Source organism: Aliterella sp. E5.1 (genome assembly GCF_057473825.1).
In genome coordinates, this window is record NZ_JBYCCV010000026.1 from 17,203 (window position 1) to 33,611 (window position 16,409).

Here is a 16,409-nt window from a genome sequence, read left to right on the forward strand (position 1 = left end):
TGTAGCACAATTTACTAAGCTTTGACCGTTGACGGTAATTCAGGTAGCTCTAAATTTTGAATATCTTTCATGTTCAAATGATGTTACGCTCCCATTCCTGAATATTGCTTGAGTCCTTTACGCCACAGCCAGCGATTCCAGACGAAAAAGAATCCCCCCCAACCAAGCATGACTAAAAATCCTTGGATTGCATTTACATCTTTTAATCCGATTAATAGCGCGGCGGGAAAATGGACTAAGTAAGGAAATGGTGTCCATAGTAATACTTCGCGTACGCCTTCGGGAAACATCTCTAAGGGCGCAATTAGCCCAGAAAGGAATAAGTACAGCAAAAACCACAAGCTTTCAATCGCACTCGCCCGTTCAGTCCAAAACGCAAATAAAGCAAAGGTATACTGAATTATAAAACGCAACGCAAAAGCAAAGATTGCCGCTACAGCAAATAGCAAAATATTACCTAAGCTAGGAATCCAGAATGCTTGAGGATAGATAACGAAAAATAGTGCGATTAGGACTAAGGCAAAAGGTAAGCGGGCAAATCTTTCGGAAAAATGTCCCGCGACATGATGCCAGACTGGATCTAGCGGTTGCAATAAGCGGGGTGAAAGTCTTCCTTCAATTACTTCTTTTTCAAATTCCCAAATTACCCAAACTGTCGTAAATTGCCTAATGAGAAACACTGCCAGAAAGTAACGAGTAAAATCTACAGGACTTAGCCCAAATTGCCCGCCTTGGGCAGCTTGATACCACACGCCCATCAAAATTAACGGCAAACTACCAGACAATGCCCACAAAAATAGCTCGGCGCGATATTCCATCATATAGGCGTAGTAAACCACTGATAACACTTTTGCTTTTTTTAAAACTGCCTTCATGACACGCCTCCGGCGTTGAAAACTCGCCCGATTATTTCTTCAACTGGAGGTTCGGTTACGGTTAAGTCTACTACTTCCAATTCGGATAACATCTTGGCTACGGTACGAGTTAGGAGATCGCGCTCTACTAGAAATCTGACAGATTGCCCCTCTAACGCTTTGATTTCACCGTAGAGTAATAGTTTGGCTTCCGGTAACGGATGAGCAAGTTCGACTTTTACTTCTCGACAAGGAGCAAAGTTGTCAATTAGTTTATTTAAGCCGCCGTCGTATACCAATTGTCCTTGGTGGATAACTAAGACGCGATCGCACAAAGCGGTAATATCTGCCATATAGTGGCTGGTTAACAGGATTGTCGCCCCATATTTGGTATTGTATTCGCGCAAAAAATCCCGTACTCCTACTTGAGCATTTACATCTAGCCCTAATGTAGGTTCGTCTAAAAATAATACTTGGGGGCGGTGCAATAAGGCGGCGAGAAATTCGGCTTTCATGCGTTCGCCCAAGGATAGTTTGCGCACGGGTTGCTTGAGCTTGTCTTGCAGAGATAGCATTTCTGTAAGTTCTCCGACTCGCATTCGGTACTCTTGGTCAGAAATGCCATAAATAGCAGCATTGATTTTTAAGGAGTCTAGGGCGGGTAAATCCCAGATTAACTGCTGTTTTTGCCCCATAACTAGGGTGATTTTCTGCAAAAAGGCTGATTTGCGCCCAAAGGGGGTGAATCCAGCAACTTTTACTTTGCCAGATGAGGGATGAATTAGCCCGGTGAGCATCTTTAATGTAGTGGTTTTCCCGGCTCCATTTGCCCCCAAGAAGCCCACTACTTCCCCCGGCTCAATTTGAAAAGAAACTTGTTTTACAGCGTCTACAGCACGGTAGGTGCGGTGAAAAAAGTGGTTAATTGTTCCTTGCAGTCCGGGTTCTTTGACGGCGACGGGGTAGACTTTGCTGAGGTTTTCAGCCTCGATAATTGGCATAATGATAGTTAGTTTTATAAATATGCGATCGCACTTTATTTGCAGTCTCTATTTGCTATTATGCTTTTTCTGTTTCAAATCTACCTTTTACAATGAAATGCGATCCTTACGATTGGATAGAACCAGCAATAAATACTATTCGCCGTGCGTCCTGGTATCGCTCGGTGCAGGCAATTGAAGGTAAACCAGGTGCAGTAGTCCAATTAGCAGGAAAAGAAGTTATAAATTTTGCTAGTAATGACTATTTGGGATTGGCGGGAGACGCTCGCCTAATTCAAAGTGCGATCGCTGCTACAACTGAATTTGGTACGGGTAGCACAGGTTCTCGGCTACTTAGCGGACATCGAGAGTTGCATAGTCAATTGGAATGTGCGATCGCATCGCTCAAGCAAACTGAAGATGCTTTAGTATTTAGTTCCGGTTATTTGGCGAATATTGGCGCAATTTCGGCAATAGTTGGCAAACGCGATTTAATTTTATCGGATACTTATAACCATTCTTGCCTCAAAAATGGGGCGATTCTTAGCGGTGCAACAGTTATTGATTATCCTCACAAAGATATTGAAGTTCTCCAGAACCTGCTATCTCAGCAACGCCAGAACTTTCGCCGTTGTCTAATTATTACCGATAGCGTTTTTAGTATGGATGGCGATTTATGCCCTTTACTCCAGCTTGCAGACTTAGCGCAACAATTCAATTGTATGCTACTAATTGATGAAGCTCATGCTACAGGCGTATTTGGAGCTACGGGCGCAGGTTGTGCGGAGCATTTTGGCATTTCAAATAGCATGTTTATTCAAGTCGGGACTTTGAGTAAAGCAATAGGTAGTTTGGGCGTTTTTGTTGCAGGTTCAAAATTTTTAATTGATTTCTTGCGTAACCGCGCTGTTAGTTGGATTTATAGTACAGCGCTTTCCCCCGCCGATACCGCCGCCGCAATTAGAGCGATCACAATTATTCGCACTTCACCTGAGCGTCGTCAACAATTATGGGATAATGTCGCCTACCTAAAACAACAATTGCCTCTACCAATAATTGATTCCCAGTCGCAAATTGTCTGTTGTCAATATTCTAGTGCGACGGCTGCTCTGCAAGCCGCATCTGGACTAAAAAATGCGGGAATTTTCGCCCCCGCAATTCGTCCGCCTACAGTTCCTACAAGTAGAATTAGATTTTCAGTAATGGCTACTCATCAGCCAAATCATATTGACAAAGCGATCGCTGCGTTGAAAGCAGTTATCTAGAACTTTGAGATAGAGCGGGAATTGCCTTAAAAATGTTCCCAAAATAACTTAAAAGTGGAGTAGGGGCGCAATGCACCCCTACTCCACTTTTGGGTATTTCCCAACTAACTAACTACGTTGCAGGCTTGACTTGAACGTCAACTTTTACGCTTGTTACCCCTTTGATTTCTTTTGCCAAGGGTTCAACTCTTTGTAGTTGTTCCGCAGTGGGAACTGTACCGCTTACCGTTACTAAGCCGTCTTCCGCTTCAACGCCTAATTGACTAGCTGGGAGGTTTGCTTCTAACTTACTACGCACTTCGCTTTGCAAGTCTCCATCAGTTCTATCAGCATCGCCACCAGTAGCGTTGTTACGCTGTTCTCGCGCTCTAATATCAGAATTTAGCTGATCTCTACGAACTTCGCTAGTTGCGTCTTCTTTAATTTGCGCGGCATCGCTTGGTGCTGGTGCGGCAACATTTTCTTCCGCAGTATCAGGGGCATCGCTGCTAGTTTTAGCTGTGTCTTGGCAACCAACCGCGCCGACGACTAATAAACTTCCAATTATAAAAGGAATAAATTTCTTCATTTCTACCTCGTAACTTTTCTAAAACTTGATGGGTAAGCGATCGCCCCAAGCAGTTATTCTTACTCCATATTGCGTTTCCCCCCTTAAAAAGGAGGAAAAGAGGATATAAGCTCTCTTTCCACAATTTTGACTAGCTGTGGAACTAACTAAATTTCTTCCCGACGATCAACAATTACAACTTTAGGATCGCCTGTAGTTAGGGTATCGCGATCACTAACTACGTTAGTTGTGGTAGAAGTGCTTACTCCTGGAGTTTCATAACCAGCATTTGCTGTATGGCTACCAGGTATATCGTAAATTCCAAAATCTTCAATTCCTCTGCTAGTTAAAATTGCCTCTGCTTTAGCAATTTCAGCATCGCTACCGTCTACCAGTACCAAGTAATGACCTCTAGATACGCGATCGTTGTAAGCTTTGGCTCTTTCTTCAGGGATTCCTAAACCAACCAAAGCACCAATCAAGCCGCCCGCCGCTGCACCAAGAGCACCACCAGCTAGAGTTGTCGCCAAAGCTGTTGCTACTTCACCAGCCAACACAATTGGACCTACGCCAGGAATTGCTAAAGCTCCCAAGCCTACAAGCAAGCCTGTTGCGCCTCCTAATACTCCACCAGTCAGCGCTCCTGCACCAGCGCCTTCATCGGCTTTATTGCCTACTTTATCTTGGACATCAACCCCTGCTATATCGTCTTGCTTGTCATCTTGAGCGATTACCGAGATTTTGTTCATCGGAAAACCGGAGTCATTTAACTCGTAGAGTGCCTGTTCGGCTGCTGAGCGAGTACCAAATACACCAACTGCCCGTTTATGAAGACCTACTGTCATTTTTTTCTCCTCTTTTACTAATTGGACATGATTAGCATGAATATAAAAATTAAATATTTATTTTCGCTAACGTTATAGTTGTCGCTTTTTTATACTTATATTTCATCGGTCTACAGAAAGAATATTTGCATCTATCTATCAATAGAGAGAGCCGACAATAATTAACTAAAATCTTCTATTTGGTAAAGATATTTTTAGCGGCAATTGCGACTTGGGGGTTCGGTTCTACGACTGTCCCTATTACCTTAAGATCTATAAGCTTGTAATAAGTAAACTATGTAAGCTAAGTGATTTGTAGCTGTTGAAGGGGCAAATAATCGTGCAAAAATGGATATTGCCTAGCCTAAATGAAACCTTAGCCTGGAAATTTGACCAGGCGCAACCTTTTTGTGGTGATTCTAGATTGCTGCCAGTACAATTACAAGCTCAAGCAGAACAAGAATGGAGTACGGCAGTTTCTGCGACTGAGGAATTTATACTACAAATCATAGATAGTAGGAGCGATCGCCATCATTCTCCCCAAGGAGTAATATTTGCTAGTTCTACACCACCGTGGAGCGATCGCACTCTCCTTAGCATCCCAACATGGACTTTTGTAGCTCAAAAAAGTGCAGAAATTCCCCTCCAGTTACCGCCTGCTAATGCAACTATTTCAAATCAACTTATTAACTCGCAACAGCTTTCGTTACTAGATAACGATCCTTTGGCGGAAGAACAGTTTTGCTTAGTTTTGACAGCTAAGTTTGGTTTGCTGTTGGTTTTAGGCTTTGATAGTAAAGGTAATAAAGCTTTTAGGTTTTCTTTTCAACCAGAGGAAGCGGTTAAAGTATGGCAATTATTGCGATCGCGTTTACTATTATCTAACCCCCATTTGGCGATCGGTCAATTGGACGATTTGGTTGCAAAGTTTTACCCAGTAGAGCCGCATTACCGCACAGTGACTGATTTTAGTCATTTGTTACTCAAGCACTCGCAGCTAATAGCAACTAATGAAACTAAGTCAAAAGAAGAACATTTAGTTACCCAAAATTCTCACCGCTCAGATATAGAGTTGTTACAAGCTTTTGCTCATGAAGTGCGTACTCCGCTAACAACTATCCGCACCTTGACTCGATTGATATTAAAGCGTCAAGATTTAGCACCAGAAGTCAAAAAACGTTTAGAAGTTATCGACAGCGAGTGTACCGAGCAAGTAAATCGGATGGAATTAATATTTAGGGCGGCGGAATTAGTCGAAAAATCTGCTGTCCCCAATAAAGTAACTCAACTGACAGCGATGTCTTTAGCGCAGGTACTACATCAAAGCATTCCCCGATGGCAACAACAAGCCAATCGGCGCAACTTAACTTTGGATGTGGTTTTACCCAAGCATTTGCCTACGGTAGTTAGCGATCCAACTATACTAGACCAAGTGTTGACGGGTTTGATCGAGAACTTTACTCGCAATTTGACGGCGGGTAGTCACATTCAAGTCCAAGTTATTCCCGCAGGCAATCAATTAAAATTGCAACTGCTGCATCAATCTCAAGGTGATGTAGGCGACAAGTCTGTACCGTCCCATTCTGTCACCCCTACAGTCAAATCTTTAGGTCAATTGCTGACGTTTCAGCCAGAAACTGGGAATATTAGCTTGAATCTCAATGCAACAAAATATTTATTTCAGGCAATTGGTGGCAAACTAATTGTCAGACAACGCCCCCACGAGGGAGAAGTATTGACTATTTTCTTGCCTATGGATTTGAGTTATCCGCCGTTGTATCAACCTAGTTGCTAGGAAGACGTAACTCAATTGGCTGGCGGGGCGGGAGCAGTGGCTAATAATATTGTAAAAGTAGAGCCTTCTCCTGGCTTGCTTTTGATTGAAATCGAGCCGCCGCAGCGTTGCAAAAGCTGTTGAACAATAGTTAAACCTAAACCTGCACCGCTACTATCATCTGCTGTGGGACGGATGCGGTAAAAATGATCGAATACTCTCGGAATATCTCGTTCTCCAATGCCAATTCCTGTGTCTCGAACTTCAAGCATAACCCAATCGCCCATCAGACGCGATCGCACCCAAACTTGACCTCCACGGGGCGTAAACTTAATACTATTGTGTAATAAATTGATCGCTATTTGCTTTAGCCAAGAGTTGAAACATAGTACGGCGGGGGGTTGTTCTGGCACGGTATAGGCAAGCATAATCCCTTTTTCCTGTGCCAATGGTTGATAAGTGCTTACTACTCCTGGCACAATTTCGCTGAGGCGTACAGGCTGCAAAGGCGTGTATTTTTGGGTTTGATCGATTTGGAGTAATTCTAGTAAACCATTAATTACCGAATTTTGGCGATCGCACTCTGTATGCAGCATTTGTAAATAACGCATTCTTTGCGGTGGTTTGAGGTGGGGTGAATTCAGCAAGCTTAGTGCTGTTTTCATATTAGTTAGCGGTGTGCGTAGCTCTTGACTTGCACGACGGAGTAATTCGTCTTTAAGATTGACTGTATTGAGCAGATCTTGATTTTGCTGTTGTAACCTAATGGGACGTTCAAGTTTTGTTTTACGGAGAATTTCATCGGAGCGTTGCAATTGTTTGATTGCTAATTGATTAATTAACGTTCCTTGGGTTGGTACTACCGTAAATAAAGAATCCCAGTCATGCAATAGTTCTGTAAGTTTAGATTGACTGCTTGAAATTGTTTTTTTAGTTAAATTTTTCATTGTCACCGCAGCAACTTCTCGTTTAATTCCTTCTAGTACGCGCTCAATTACTGGAGTTTCGTAAGCGCAAATAGCTATTAGAGAAGAATTTTGCTTTGGTCTATTGACGGTTTTTGACTTAGAAAGAACTCTAGTTACTGTACCTTGACGCTGAATGCGGCGACGGTGTGCCAAGGCTAAACTACAAAATTGAGGCGACAAAACTAATAAAAAATACTCGCGTTGCAACTGACTTGTAGGGTTCAACTTTACTGATGTTGACGGAGTAATAAGATTGTTTTCTGTAGCTTTAGTAACAGAGCAATTGTATATACCTTTACTTAAGTTAGCTAAGTTATAGCGTTGAATTTCAGACTGCCAGAGCTTGCCTGGTGGTAGTTTAACCCAAAATTGGGCGCAAATTTTATGCTCAATTAGCAAGTCAATTGTTGCCCGTACTAAAGCTAACAATGTAGCAGGAGTAACAGGCAACACTTGCGGAGGATACTCGGTATTAAGACTCAATTCATAAAGGCTAAAAGATTGTTTAAAAGAACTGACCATACTTATTTTTATTGATAATGCCTTGATGGTACTTTATAGGAGCTTTCACTAATTAGCAATTAGCAGAACGGTTGCTAACAGCTAAGGTCAATAAGTATGGCGTTGTTTATTCAGCCTTAACTAGCCAAACGTTTGCTCAAAGCATTCTTTGCTTGTTCGCGATCGTCGAAGTGGATTTTTTCTGTACCTAGAATTTGATAATCTTCGTGACCTTTGCCAGCAATTAGTACGCCATCGCCAGGTTGAGCTTGAGTTATCGCTTCATCAATCGCCGCCGCGCGATCGCATATTACTATTGGTTTAACTGTTGAAGGAATCCCAGCAAGGATATCTTGCAAAATTTGTTCGGGGTTTTCCGTGCGGGGATTATCGGAAGTTACCACAGCGACATCGGCAAGCTCGGCAGCTATTTTACCCATTTTTGGGCGTTTAGTGCGATCACGATCGCCGCCACAACCAAAAACGCAGATCATTTTACCGCGAATAAAAGGACGGGCGGCTTTGAGTAAGTTTTCTAAACTATCTGGCGTATGAGCATAGTCTACAATCGTGCTGATGTCTTGATTTGGCGATATCTGCACTCTTTCCATCCGTCCGGGTACGCCCGGAAAATTGGGCAATTTTTCAGCAATTAGTTGTAAATCTACTCCTAAATATATTGCTGTACCTACCGCCGCTAAAAGGTTTGCTAAGTTGTACTGACCGACTAGAGGCGAATTGAAAGCTACATCACCTTTGGGAGTATGGAGAGTACCGCTAACCCCCGATGGTTGGTATTGCAAATTGCTGGTATATAGTTCTGCTGTGCGATCGCTCACACTATAACGCCATACAGGAGATTGAATTTGGTTAATTAGACGGAGGCTTGTAGGATCGTCAATATTGATTATTGCTAAGCCGTGCAGGTATTCGGGGTTAAATAACAACGCTTTGGCATTAAAGTAGTCCTCCATATCTTTGTGATAATCAAGGTGGTCTTGAGTCAAGTTAGTAAATACGGCAACGTCAAACTCGCAGCTAGTAACCCTTCCTTGTGCCAAAGCGTGAGAACTAACTTCCATAATGCCAAACTTACAGCCAGCGTCACACGCTTCGGCAAACTGCTGTTGTAATTCCACTGCAAAAGGTGTGGTGTGAGCGGCAATTTTTTCAAAACCCGCCCAGCGAGTGTAAAGCGTACCCATTAAGGCGGTAGATAAATGAGCTTCGTTAAGGAAAAATTCTATTAAGTGAGTAGTAGTAGTTTTGCCATTAGTCCCCGTAACGCCCACAAGCTGAATTTGCTTGGTAGGATGCCCATAAAAAGCTGCTGCTACCGCCGCACAAGCCGCTACCATATCGGTAGCGCCAATTAAAACAGGGTTATTGGTATTTTCGGCAATTGGAGCGGATACTAGGGCTGCAATAGCCCCTGATGCGATCGCGCTACTCCAAAATTCGCCGCCATCTACCCGTGTTCCGGGCATTCCAATAAACAAGTCTCCTGGTTGACAAGCATGAGAATTAGTAGTTAAACCTTTTACTTCTTCATCCAGCAATGGATGTTGGGGCGACAGGGAAATACCGCTAACTTGGGCTAACAATTCGCCTAATTTCATATTGATTACACCTCACCTAATTGGGCTGATTGTCCATCACTCGATAAATATTTCTGTAACATTTGCTGCACTTGCATTGTACTAGCGCGAGGCGAAGGACGAGGTAAAAGTTCTTCCTTACCCGCAGACACTCTACAGAGTACGGGAACTTCGTATTCATAGAGATTAAACCAGTCGGGGCGACTCGTAATATCGCGAATTTCTAAGTCAAAATTGAAATTAACGCGGATTTGCTGTAGTTTTTCCTCCAAACCTTCGCACAAGTGGCAACCAGGTTTACTGTACAAAATCAATTGCATTATTGTTAATCCGATTAAATTACAAAGGTAAAATTACTACACTTCCTAGAGAGCGGCATATTTCGATATTCTGGAATAAGAAGTAACAAAAATAATTATGAGCCTTTCCACCGAATCGCCCAACCTAGCCGCCAATTTTGATTTAGCTGCACTAAACCAAAAATACGACACCGCCCATCCTAGAGATGTTTTAGCTTGGTGTGTTGAAAATATTTCTACTGGATTAGTTCAAGCCAGTGCCTTCAACGTAGACGATATCGTTATCACCGATATACTTTACCGCGATCTTCAGCATCCAATTCCGGTAATATTTCTCGATACGCTGTACCACTTCCCCCAAACCTTAGAATTGGTAGGCAAAGTCAAAGAGTTATATAACCTAGACCTCAAAACCTACAAAATGCCAGACCTTGACAGCCGGAAAGCCTTCGTTGCCAAGTACGGAGAAGCATTGTGGGATAAAGATATTAGCCAATTTCATCAAATCACCAAAATTGAACCCCTGCAACGGGGACTTGCAGAACTAAATACCACAGCTTGGATTACCGGACGGCGGCGCGATCAAGCAAACACCCGTCAAGATATGCCTATATTTGAAGTAGATGGCAAACAGCGCCTCAAGGTCAACCCTATAGCTAGTTGGACGCGCAAAGAAACTTGGGCATACGTTGCCGAACATAAAGTAATTTACAACCCACTCCACGATCAAGGCTACCCCAGCATTGGCGATGAACCCATTACTACCCAAGTAGGCGAAGGTGAAGACGAACGCGCTGGACGCTGGCGGGGAATGGGCAAAACTGAATGTGGCATTCACATCTAAAACGCCTCTATTTTTCTGCTTCTACAAACTCGCACTTGGTACGGTAAGTTATAAATGCTAAAAATCCTCCATCTGTCTGATATCCACATGGGAAGCGGCTTTACTCACGGCAAGCTTAACCCCGAAACTGGTTTGAATACACGTTTGGAGGATTTTGTTAGTACATTGTCTAAATGTATTGACCATGCCTTAGCTGAGCCAGTAGATTTAGTATTATTTGGCGGCGATGCCTTTCCCGATGCCACACCGCCGCCTTACGTTCAAGAAAAGTTTGCTACGCAATTTCGCCGCTTAGTTGATGCTCAAATCCCTACAGTGTTGCTAGTAGGCAACCACGATCAGCATTCACAAGGAATGGGAGGGGCGAGTTTATGTATTTATCGTACCTTGGGCGTGCCGGGATTTGTTGTAGGTGACAGATTAACTACTCATCTCATCCAAACCCGTAATGGTGCAGTCCAAATAGTGACGCTTCCTTGGCTGACTCGTTCAACTTTGCTTACCCGCCCAGAAACCGAAGGTTTATCAATTACCGATATCAACGATATGTTGATTGAACGTCTGCGAACGGCAATGGAAGGAGAAGTTCGTCGTTTAGATCCAGATGTGCCAACGGTACTTTTAGGACACCTAATGGTTGACAATGCTAATTTGGGCGCTGAACGCCTCTTAGCGGTAGGAAAAGGCTTTACTGTTCCCTTGTCGTTAATTACCCGTCCATGCTTTGATTACGTGGCTCTAGGACACGTCCACCGCCACCAAAACCTCAATAAATCTAATGACCCGCCAGTAATTTATCCGGGTAGCATTGAGCGCGTTGATTTTAGCGAAGAAAAAGAAGATAAAGGCTATGTCAAAGTTGCATTAGAACGGGGGAAAGCCGAGTGGGAATTTTGCCCATTGCCCGTAAGGAAGTTTCAGACAATTAAAGTAGATATATCTAAGGCGACTGAACCACACGAGCAATTGATAAAAGCGATCGCAAAATACACTATTGAGGATGCGGTAGTGAGGCTAATTTATCAACTCGGCTCTGAACAAATAGATAAAATTGATAATGCTGCTGTTCATAACGCCCTTAGTCCAGCGCACAGTTATACAATTCAACCAGAATTGATGAGTCAGTTAGCTAGACCGCGTTTGCCAGAATTAGGAGCAAGTAGTGCTATTGACCCGATGGAAGCATTGACAGCTTACATAAATAATCGCCAAGACCTCAAAGAGATATCTGGTTTAATGCTCGAAGCTGCCCATAAACTGCTATCTGCCAAGACTGAGAAAGTTTGGTTTGATACCGTTAGCGAAAGTGCGGAGAATAAGCAAAACGGTCAACTACGCTTGCTGTAGTTATCAATCAACCAGATCCAACTAATATCACTTCATTATGCTCGTCTGCGTCAAGATACAACGCTTTCAAATCCTTTAATTGCTCAAGATACCAATCTTCATTTTCTGCAAATAGTGTTTTAGGATCGATTTGCCGAAAAAGGCTGGCTCCTTCCCTAACTAACTCATGAGATATAAGTCCTAATGAATCTCCTTCCTCTGCTGATAGCAAATCTGGGGCAAAAGTGTGATCGCCTTCTAATAACTTTTGCACAAATGCCTCAGCATTAGTAACTTGTCTTCTTGATAGCTCTTGTACTAAACGCTGTTCAATTTCCTGCCATGATTTTTCTAGCATTGCTGTTCGATCTTCAATTCCTGGAAAGGCTTGCCGAGTAAGGGTCAACTGAGAGCGAAATTCAGCTATTACCGATTTAATTCTACTTGTGACTCAAATATCTCTGGATATACTTCAACCACATTTTCAAGAATTTCATCAATTTCATCAGGCTCAATTTCAAAAAAGCGGAAAATGCCGCAACCATAGGGAAAAAGCCAAACTAAAAGGGTGGTAAGTGCCTTCTCACTGTGAAGGCGTGAATATAGTTCGCTATTTGGAGGAATTGCACTATAAAGTATATCAACCATAAGTTATGCTCACTTCATTATTAATGCTGCTGATATTTCACTAATCATATAATCAGCCCGTCCCCTTAAGCTTTAAACTGGAGTTTACGATCGGTATTGTCTTTGTTGAGTTAGCTGTGCGGAAAATTGTTATTGCCGGAAATTGGAAAATGTTTAAAACTCAGGCAGAGTCCCTAGAGTTTTTACAAGGATTTATGCCGAGTTTGGAACATACCCCAGAAGATCGGGAAGTTGTATTATGCGTTCCTTATACCGATCTCAATCAGCTATCAAAAAACCTGCACGGTAGCCGCATTCAGCTAGGCGCTCAAAATGTCCACTGGGAAGATAGCGGCGCTTATACTGGAGAAATTTCTGGAGAAATGCTGGCAGAGATTGGCACTCGCTACGTTATTGTCGGTCACAGCGAACGGCGACAGTATTTTGGCGAAACAGACGAAACTGTAAATAAACGGCTGTTGGCGGCGCAAAAGTACGATCTAATTCCGATTTTGTGCGTAGGGGAAACGAAGCAGCAAAGAGACGCAGGGGAAATTGAAAGCACCGTTACAAAGCAGCTAAAACTAGATTTAGTCGGTGTAGATCAGGACAATTTAGTTATTGCTTACGAACCAATATGGGCAATTGGAACGGGTGACACCTGCGAAGCCGTAGAAGCTAATCGAGTAATTGGTTTAATTCGTTCTCAATTAAGCAATGCTAACGTTTCAATTCAATATGGCGGCTCGGTAAAGCCGAGTAATATTGATGAAATTATGGCGCAACCTGAAATCGACGGGGCTTTAGTAGGTGGTGCCAGTTTAGAACCGGATAGTTTTGCTCAGTTAGTTAATTATAAATAGCTGATACCAAAAAATGATTGTTCCAGCTTGGGAAATTCGCGATCGCTCTTTTGAGTGGGGAAAACGTACCTATCTCATGGGAGTAGTCAATGTCACTCCCGATAGCTTTAGCGATGGTGGAGAATTTGCTACACCTAGGGAAGCTTTAGCACAGGTTCAGAAGCTCGTAGAAGCTGGTGCAGACATAATTGATATCGGCGGACAATCGACGCGACCGGGGGCGGTACAGATATCTTTAGAGGAGGAATTAGAGCGAGTTTTATCTGTAATTGAGGTATTACGCCAAGAGATTATTATCCCTATTTCTGTAGATACAACCCGCGCTGTCGTTGCTAAAGCGGCTGTTAATGCGGGGGCAGATATAGTTAATGATATATCTGGCGGTACTTTTGATAGTGAGATGCTGACAACCGTTGCTGACTTAAACCTACCCATTGTTTTAATGCACTTGCGCGGTACGCCGCAAATAATGCAACAAATGACTGATTATGAAAATCTGTTAGGGGAAATCTATCAGTTTTTAGAGCGTCAAATTGAAAGTGCGAAGTCTTATGGCGTAAATCCTTCTAAAATTATTATCGATCCAGGTATTGGTTTTGCCAAAAATCAGCAGCAAAATCTAGAGATTCTGCGAAACATAAGCTTTTTTAAGTCGCTTAATTGCCCGATTTTAGTAGGCGCATCTCGCAAAAGCTTTATTGGGCGCATCATTGATAAGCCAGACCCCAAAGACCGCGTATGGGGAACCGCCGCCGCTTGTTGTGCGGCGATTTCGACGGGTGCGGATATTTTACGAGTTCACGATGTAGCCCAAATGCGCGATGTCTGCCGCGTTGCCGATGCTATATTTAGGCAAGTTTAAAGTTCTCTAACTTTAGGTTGACCATCAACAATTTCGCCAATTAGAACTAAGTCGGTAGCGCCCACAAATATACCGTTTTCTAAGACTCCGGGGATATTGTTTAAGGTTCTTTCTAAATCTGCGGGGTCGTCGATAGAGTCGAATCTGACATCAATTACCATATTGCCTTGATCGGTAATTACAGGACCAGCTTTTCTAATTCCTATCCGCAACTCTGGCTTTCCGCCTAACTTTTCAATTGCTCTCATTACTGGCGAAAGTGCCATGGGGATGACTTCTACAGGGACGGGAAAGCTAGAACCCAGGCGTTCTACAATTTTTGAGCTATCTACAACGACAATAAATTTCTCGGCTAAGTAGTCTACAACTTTCTCGCGGGTATGGGCTGCGCCACCGCCTTTGATTAAGTTTTTGTGAGGATCTACTTCATCTGCTCCATCAATGGCGATATCAATCCGATCTACCGCGTCTAGAGTAGTTAAAGGGATACCATACTGTTTTGCTAAAACCTCCGATTGAAAAGAGGTAGGAATCCCGACAATGTTTGTTAGTTCGCCAGACTTAAGGAAATTGCCGAGAAATTGAATTGTGTAAGCGGTAGTTGAACCTGTACCCAACCCCACAATAGAATTTGATTTTACGCGCTGTGCTGCGGCTTTACCGACTTGTTCCTTCATCAACTTAGCTAAATCTTCCGTCATACCACTTGCTCTATAAATGCCGTGTCTAGTATATATTTGCACGGTCGGTATAGATTAAAGAAGACAAGGAATTTAGGTTGTAGGCTGCGAAAATTAGTACATGAATTTACCTGTTTGGTTAACACCCAGCCATTTTATTATTTTGGGTCTTTTACTTGGATTTGCGATCGCACACAGTGGTTTAGCGGCTTGGCGCACATCTGCTGAAAAAATCATTGGCGCTCGGTTGTACCGGGTTATTTTTGCTTTAGTTAGCTTACCTTTGGCTGTTGTATTAGTTATCTATTTTTTCAACCACCGCTACGATGGCGCTCAACTATGGCAAGTACAAGGAGTTCCGGGTGTGGGAAACTTTGTTTGGATAATGTCCGCGATTTCTTTTTTGTTTCTTTATCCAGCAACCTTTAATTTGCTAGAAATTGCTGCAATTCAAAAACCTGAAGTTCATTTATTTGAAACGGGAATTATTCGCATTACTCGTCATCCGCAAATGGTCGGTCAAGTCCTGTGGTGTATAGCTCATACTCTATGGATTGGGACGAGTTTTACTTTAGTTACTTCCATCGGCTTAGTACTGCATCATCTATTTGGAGTTTGGCATGGCGATCGCCGTTTAGCATCCCGCTATGGTGAAGCTTTTGAGCGCGTTAAGTCTCGGACTTCCATTGTGCCTTTTTTAGCGATGCTGCGCGGACAGCAGACGTTTAAGATTACTGAATATCTCCGCCTATCTTATCTAGGTGTAGCTATTTTTATTATTGCCCTGTGGTTATCTCACCCCCTTTTAATTAGTGCTACTAGCCGCGTTAATTGGTAAAAGCGCGCTGCGGTATCAATTCCTGACAGAGCTAACCATTGTGCTTATGGGATTGAATTAGGTAAACTTACAGATAATTTCTATGGTTTAATGTTCGTTTCTGATACTGAAATTGATCCCAAATAGATGTAGCATGAACCACAATAAGTTATTAGGCAAACGCAGTTAACCGTAATAATGTTGATATCAATTTAAAACTGATAGCTCTAATTGCATAGCAAATATCTATAAATTTAAGGTTAAAAGCTTATGGTGTTGTCAGTTAGCGATCGCACGTTTGAGCAGGAAGTATTAGCATCACCCATTCCGGTTTTAGTCGATTTTGGCGCTCCTTGGTGTGGTTTATGCCAACTGATTCAGCCGCTACTATTGCAATTTCATAGCTGTTGCAATAGTCAGATTAAATTGGTAAAAGTTAATGCTGATGAGAATTTCAAGCTTTCTAACACTTATCGAATGACTAATCTACCTACATTGCTTTTAATTGAAAATGGCAAAGTCCGCGATCGCCTTGAGGATTTTCATAGTCCTAGGGAGTTGCGGGTAATTTTAGAAGAAATTAGGACTAGCTACCCAAATATACCTAATGATTCCTTAACAATTGACAATTGGCAACATCGGCGTTCGGCTTAAATAGTCGCCGAATAAGTTAAGCAATATTGTAAATTTGGAATCTTTCAACAAATATCCCGCTCGGATTCTTTCGGGTGGGATATTTTATAGCAAAACCTATATGTTACAACTATTAACAGTTTGCTC

At 42.6% G+C, this 16,409-nt stretch carries 18 protein-coding genes; 8 read left to right on the plus strand and 10 right to left on the minus strand.

The genetic code is table 11. From position 1 onward, the window contains the following. Positions 1 to 83: 83 nt before the first annotated feature. Both AC2VE5_RS11360 and AC2VE5_RS11365 read right to left on the minus strand, forming a co-directional pair. Positions 84 to 875: an ABC transporter permease gene (locus AC2VE5_RS11360; protein WP_486887854.1), complete on the minus strand. Its 792-nt coding sequence runs from the start codon at positions 873 to 875 to the stop codon at positions 84 to 86. After that, the gene (locus AC2VE5_RS11365; RefSeq protein ID WP_486887855.1) at positions 872 to 1,855 is read right to left on the minus strand and encodes an ABC transporter ATP-binding protein; all 984 of its coding nucleotides are present in this window, start codon (positions 1,853 to 1,855) and stop codon (positions 872 to 874) included. The genes AC2VE5_RS11360 and AC2VE5_RS11365 overlap by 4 nt, the downstream gene beginning before the upstream one ends. A 92-nt stretch (positions 1,856 to 1,947) precedes the next feature. On the opposite strand from AC2VE5_RS11365, the gene bioF reads away from it, so the two are divergent. After that, positions 1,948 to 3,099: an 8-amino-7-oxononanoate synthase gene (gene bioF / locus AC2VE5_RS11370; RefSeq protein ID WP_486887856.1), complete on the plus strand. Its 1,152-nt coding sequence runs from the start codon at positions 1,948 to 1,950 to the stop codon at positions 3,097 to 3,099. A gap of 112 nt (positions 3,100 to 3,211) precedes the next feature. Here the strand turns inward: bioF and AC2VE5_RS11375 are convergent, their stop codons facing one another. After that, complete coding sequence (locus AC2VE5_RS11375) at positions 3,212 to 3,667, minus strand: BON domain-containing protein (protein WP_486887857.1); 456 nt, start codon at positions 3,665 to 3,667, stop codon at positions 3,212 to 3,214. A gap of 146 nt (positions 3,668 to 3,813) precedes the next feature. After that, positions 3,814 to 4,491 (minus strand): DUF1269 domain-containing protein, encoded by a 678-nt coding sequence (locus tag AC2VE5_RS11380; RefSeq protein ID WP_486887858.1) that lies wholly within the window; start codon positions 4,489 to 4,491, stop codon positions 3,814 to 3,816. Between the two features lie 319 nt (positions 4,492 to 4,810). On the opposite strand from AC2VE5_RS11380, the gene AC2VE5_RS11385 reads away from it, so the two are divergent. Then, positions 4,811 to 6,265, plus strand: coding sequence for a sensor histidine kinase (locus tag AC2VE5_RS11385; RefSeq protein ID WP_486887859.1), 1,455 nt, complete (start codon positions 4,811 to 4,813; stop codon positions 6,263 to 6,265). Positions 6,266 to 6,276: 11 nt separating this feature from the next. On the opposite strand, the gene AC2VE5_RS11390 is transcribed toward AC2VE5_RS11385, so the two are convergent. The 3 genes from AC2VE5_RS11390 to AC2VE5_RS11400 all read right to left on the minus strand — a co-directional run bounded on the left by AC2VE5_RS11390 (position 6,277) and on the right by AC2VE5_RS11400 (position 9,631). Further along, complete coding sequence (locus tag AC2VE5_RS11390; protein ID WP_486887860.1) at positions 6,277 to 7,734, minus strand: DICT sensory domain-containing protein; 1,458 nt, start codon at positions 7,732 to 7,734, stop codon at positions 6,277 to 6,279. Between the two features lie 116 nt (positions 7,735 to 7,850). Then, entirely contained in the window at positions 7,851 to 9,332 is a 1,482-nt protein-coding gene (locus AC2VE5_RS11395) for a UDP-N-acetylmuramoyl-L-alanyl-D-glutamate--2,6-diaminopimelate ligase (protein ID WP_486887861.1), read from the minus strand. Positions 9,333 to 9,337: 5 nt separating this feature from the next. Beyond that, positions 9,338 to 9,631 (minus strand): glutaredoxin family protein, encoded by a 294-nt coding sequence (locus tag AC2VE5_RS11400; RefSeq protein WP_486887862.1) that lies wholly within the window; start codon positions 9,629 to 9,631, stop codon positions 9,338 to 9,340. A 97-nt stretch (positions 9,632 to 9,728) separates the two neighbouring features. On the opposite strand from AC2VE5_RS11400, the gene cysH reads away from it, so the two are divergent. Together cysH and sbcD are read left to right on the plus strand one after the other, a co-directional pair. Next, the gene (gene cysH, locus AC2VE5_RS11405; protein ID WP_486887863.1) at positions 9,729 to 10,454 is read left to right on the plus strand and encodes a phosphoadenosine phosphosulfate reductase; all 726 of its coding nucleotides are present in this window, start codon (positions 9,729 to 9,731) and stop codon (positions 10,452 to 10,454) included. Positions 10,455 to 10,508: 54 nt separating this feature from the next. Continuing rightward, positions 10,509 to 11,801 carry an exonuclease subunit SbcD gene (gene sbcD / locus AC2VE5_RS11410; protein ID WP_486887864.1) on the plus strand — a complete coding sequence of 431 codons (1,293 nt, stop codon included), beginning with the start codon at positions 10,509 to 10,511 and terminating at the stop codon, positions 11,799 to 11,801. A gap of 7 nt (positions 11,802 to 11,808) precedes the next feature. On the opposite strand, the gene AC2VE5_RS11415 is transcribed toward sbcD, so the two are convergent. After that, positions 11,809 to 12,186, minus strand: coding sequence for a hypothetical protein (locus AC2VE5_RS11415; protein WP_486887865.1), 378 nt, complete (start codon positions 12,184 to 12,186; stop codon positions 11,809 to 11,811). Between the two features lie 20 nt (positions 12,187 to 12,206). Continuing rightward, a complete protein-coding gene (locus AC2VE5_RS11420; protein ID WP_486887866.1) occupies positions 12,207 to 12,428 on the minus strand; it encodes a hypothetical protein in 222 nt (73 codons plus the stop codon). A 116-nt stretch (positions 12,429 to 12,544) separates the two neighbouring features. Here AC2VE5_RS11420 and tpiA point away from each other — a divergent pair, with 116 nt between their 5' ends. Further along, positions 12,545 to 13,270: a triose-phosphate isomerase gene (gene tpiA / locus AC2VE5_RS11425; RefSeq protein ID WP_486887867.1), complete on the plus strand. Its 726-nt coding sequence runs from the start codon at positions 12,545 to 12,547 to the stop codon at positions 13,268 to 13,270. Between the two features lie 13 nt (positions 13,271 to 13,283). Then, positions 13,284 to 14,132, plus strand: coding sequence for a dihydropteroate synthase (gene folP / locus AC2VE5_RS11430; protein ID WP_486887868.1), 849 nt, complete (start codon positions 13,284 to 13,286; stop codon positions 14,130 to 14,132). On the opposite strand, the gene rpiA is transcribed toward folP, so the two are convergent. After that, on the minus strand, positions 14,129 to 14,833 hold the full coding sequence (rpiA, locus tag AC2VE5_RS11435; protein ID WP_486887869.1) for a ribose-5-phosphate isomerase RpiA: 705 nt from the start codon (positions 14,831 to 14,833) through the stop codon (positions 14,129 to 14,131). The genes folP and rpiA overlap by 4 nt on opposite strands. A 100-nt stretch (positions 14,834 to 14,933) precedes the next feature. Between rpiA and AC2VE5_RS11440 the strand changes: the two genes are divergently transcribed. Beyond that, on the plus strand, positions 14,934 to 15,650 hold the full coding sequence (locus AC2VE5_RS11440; protein ID WP_486887870.1) for an NnrU family protein: 717 nt from the start codon (positions 14,934 to 14,936) through the stop codon (positions 15,648 to 15,650). A gap of 249 nt (positions 15,651 to 15,899) precedes the next feature. Then, positions 15,900 to 16,283 carry a thioredoxin family protein gene (locus AC2VE5_RS11445; RefSeq protein ID WP_486887871.1) on the plus strand — a complete coding sequence of 128 codons (384 nt, stop codon included), beginning with the start codon at positions 15,900 to 15,902 and terminating at the stop codon, positions 16,281 to 16,283. The last annotated feature ends 126 nt before the right edge of the window (positions 16,284 to 16,409 follow it).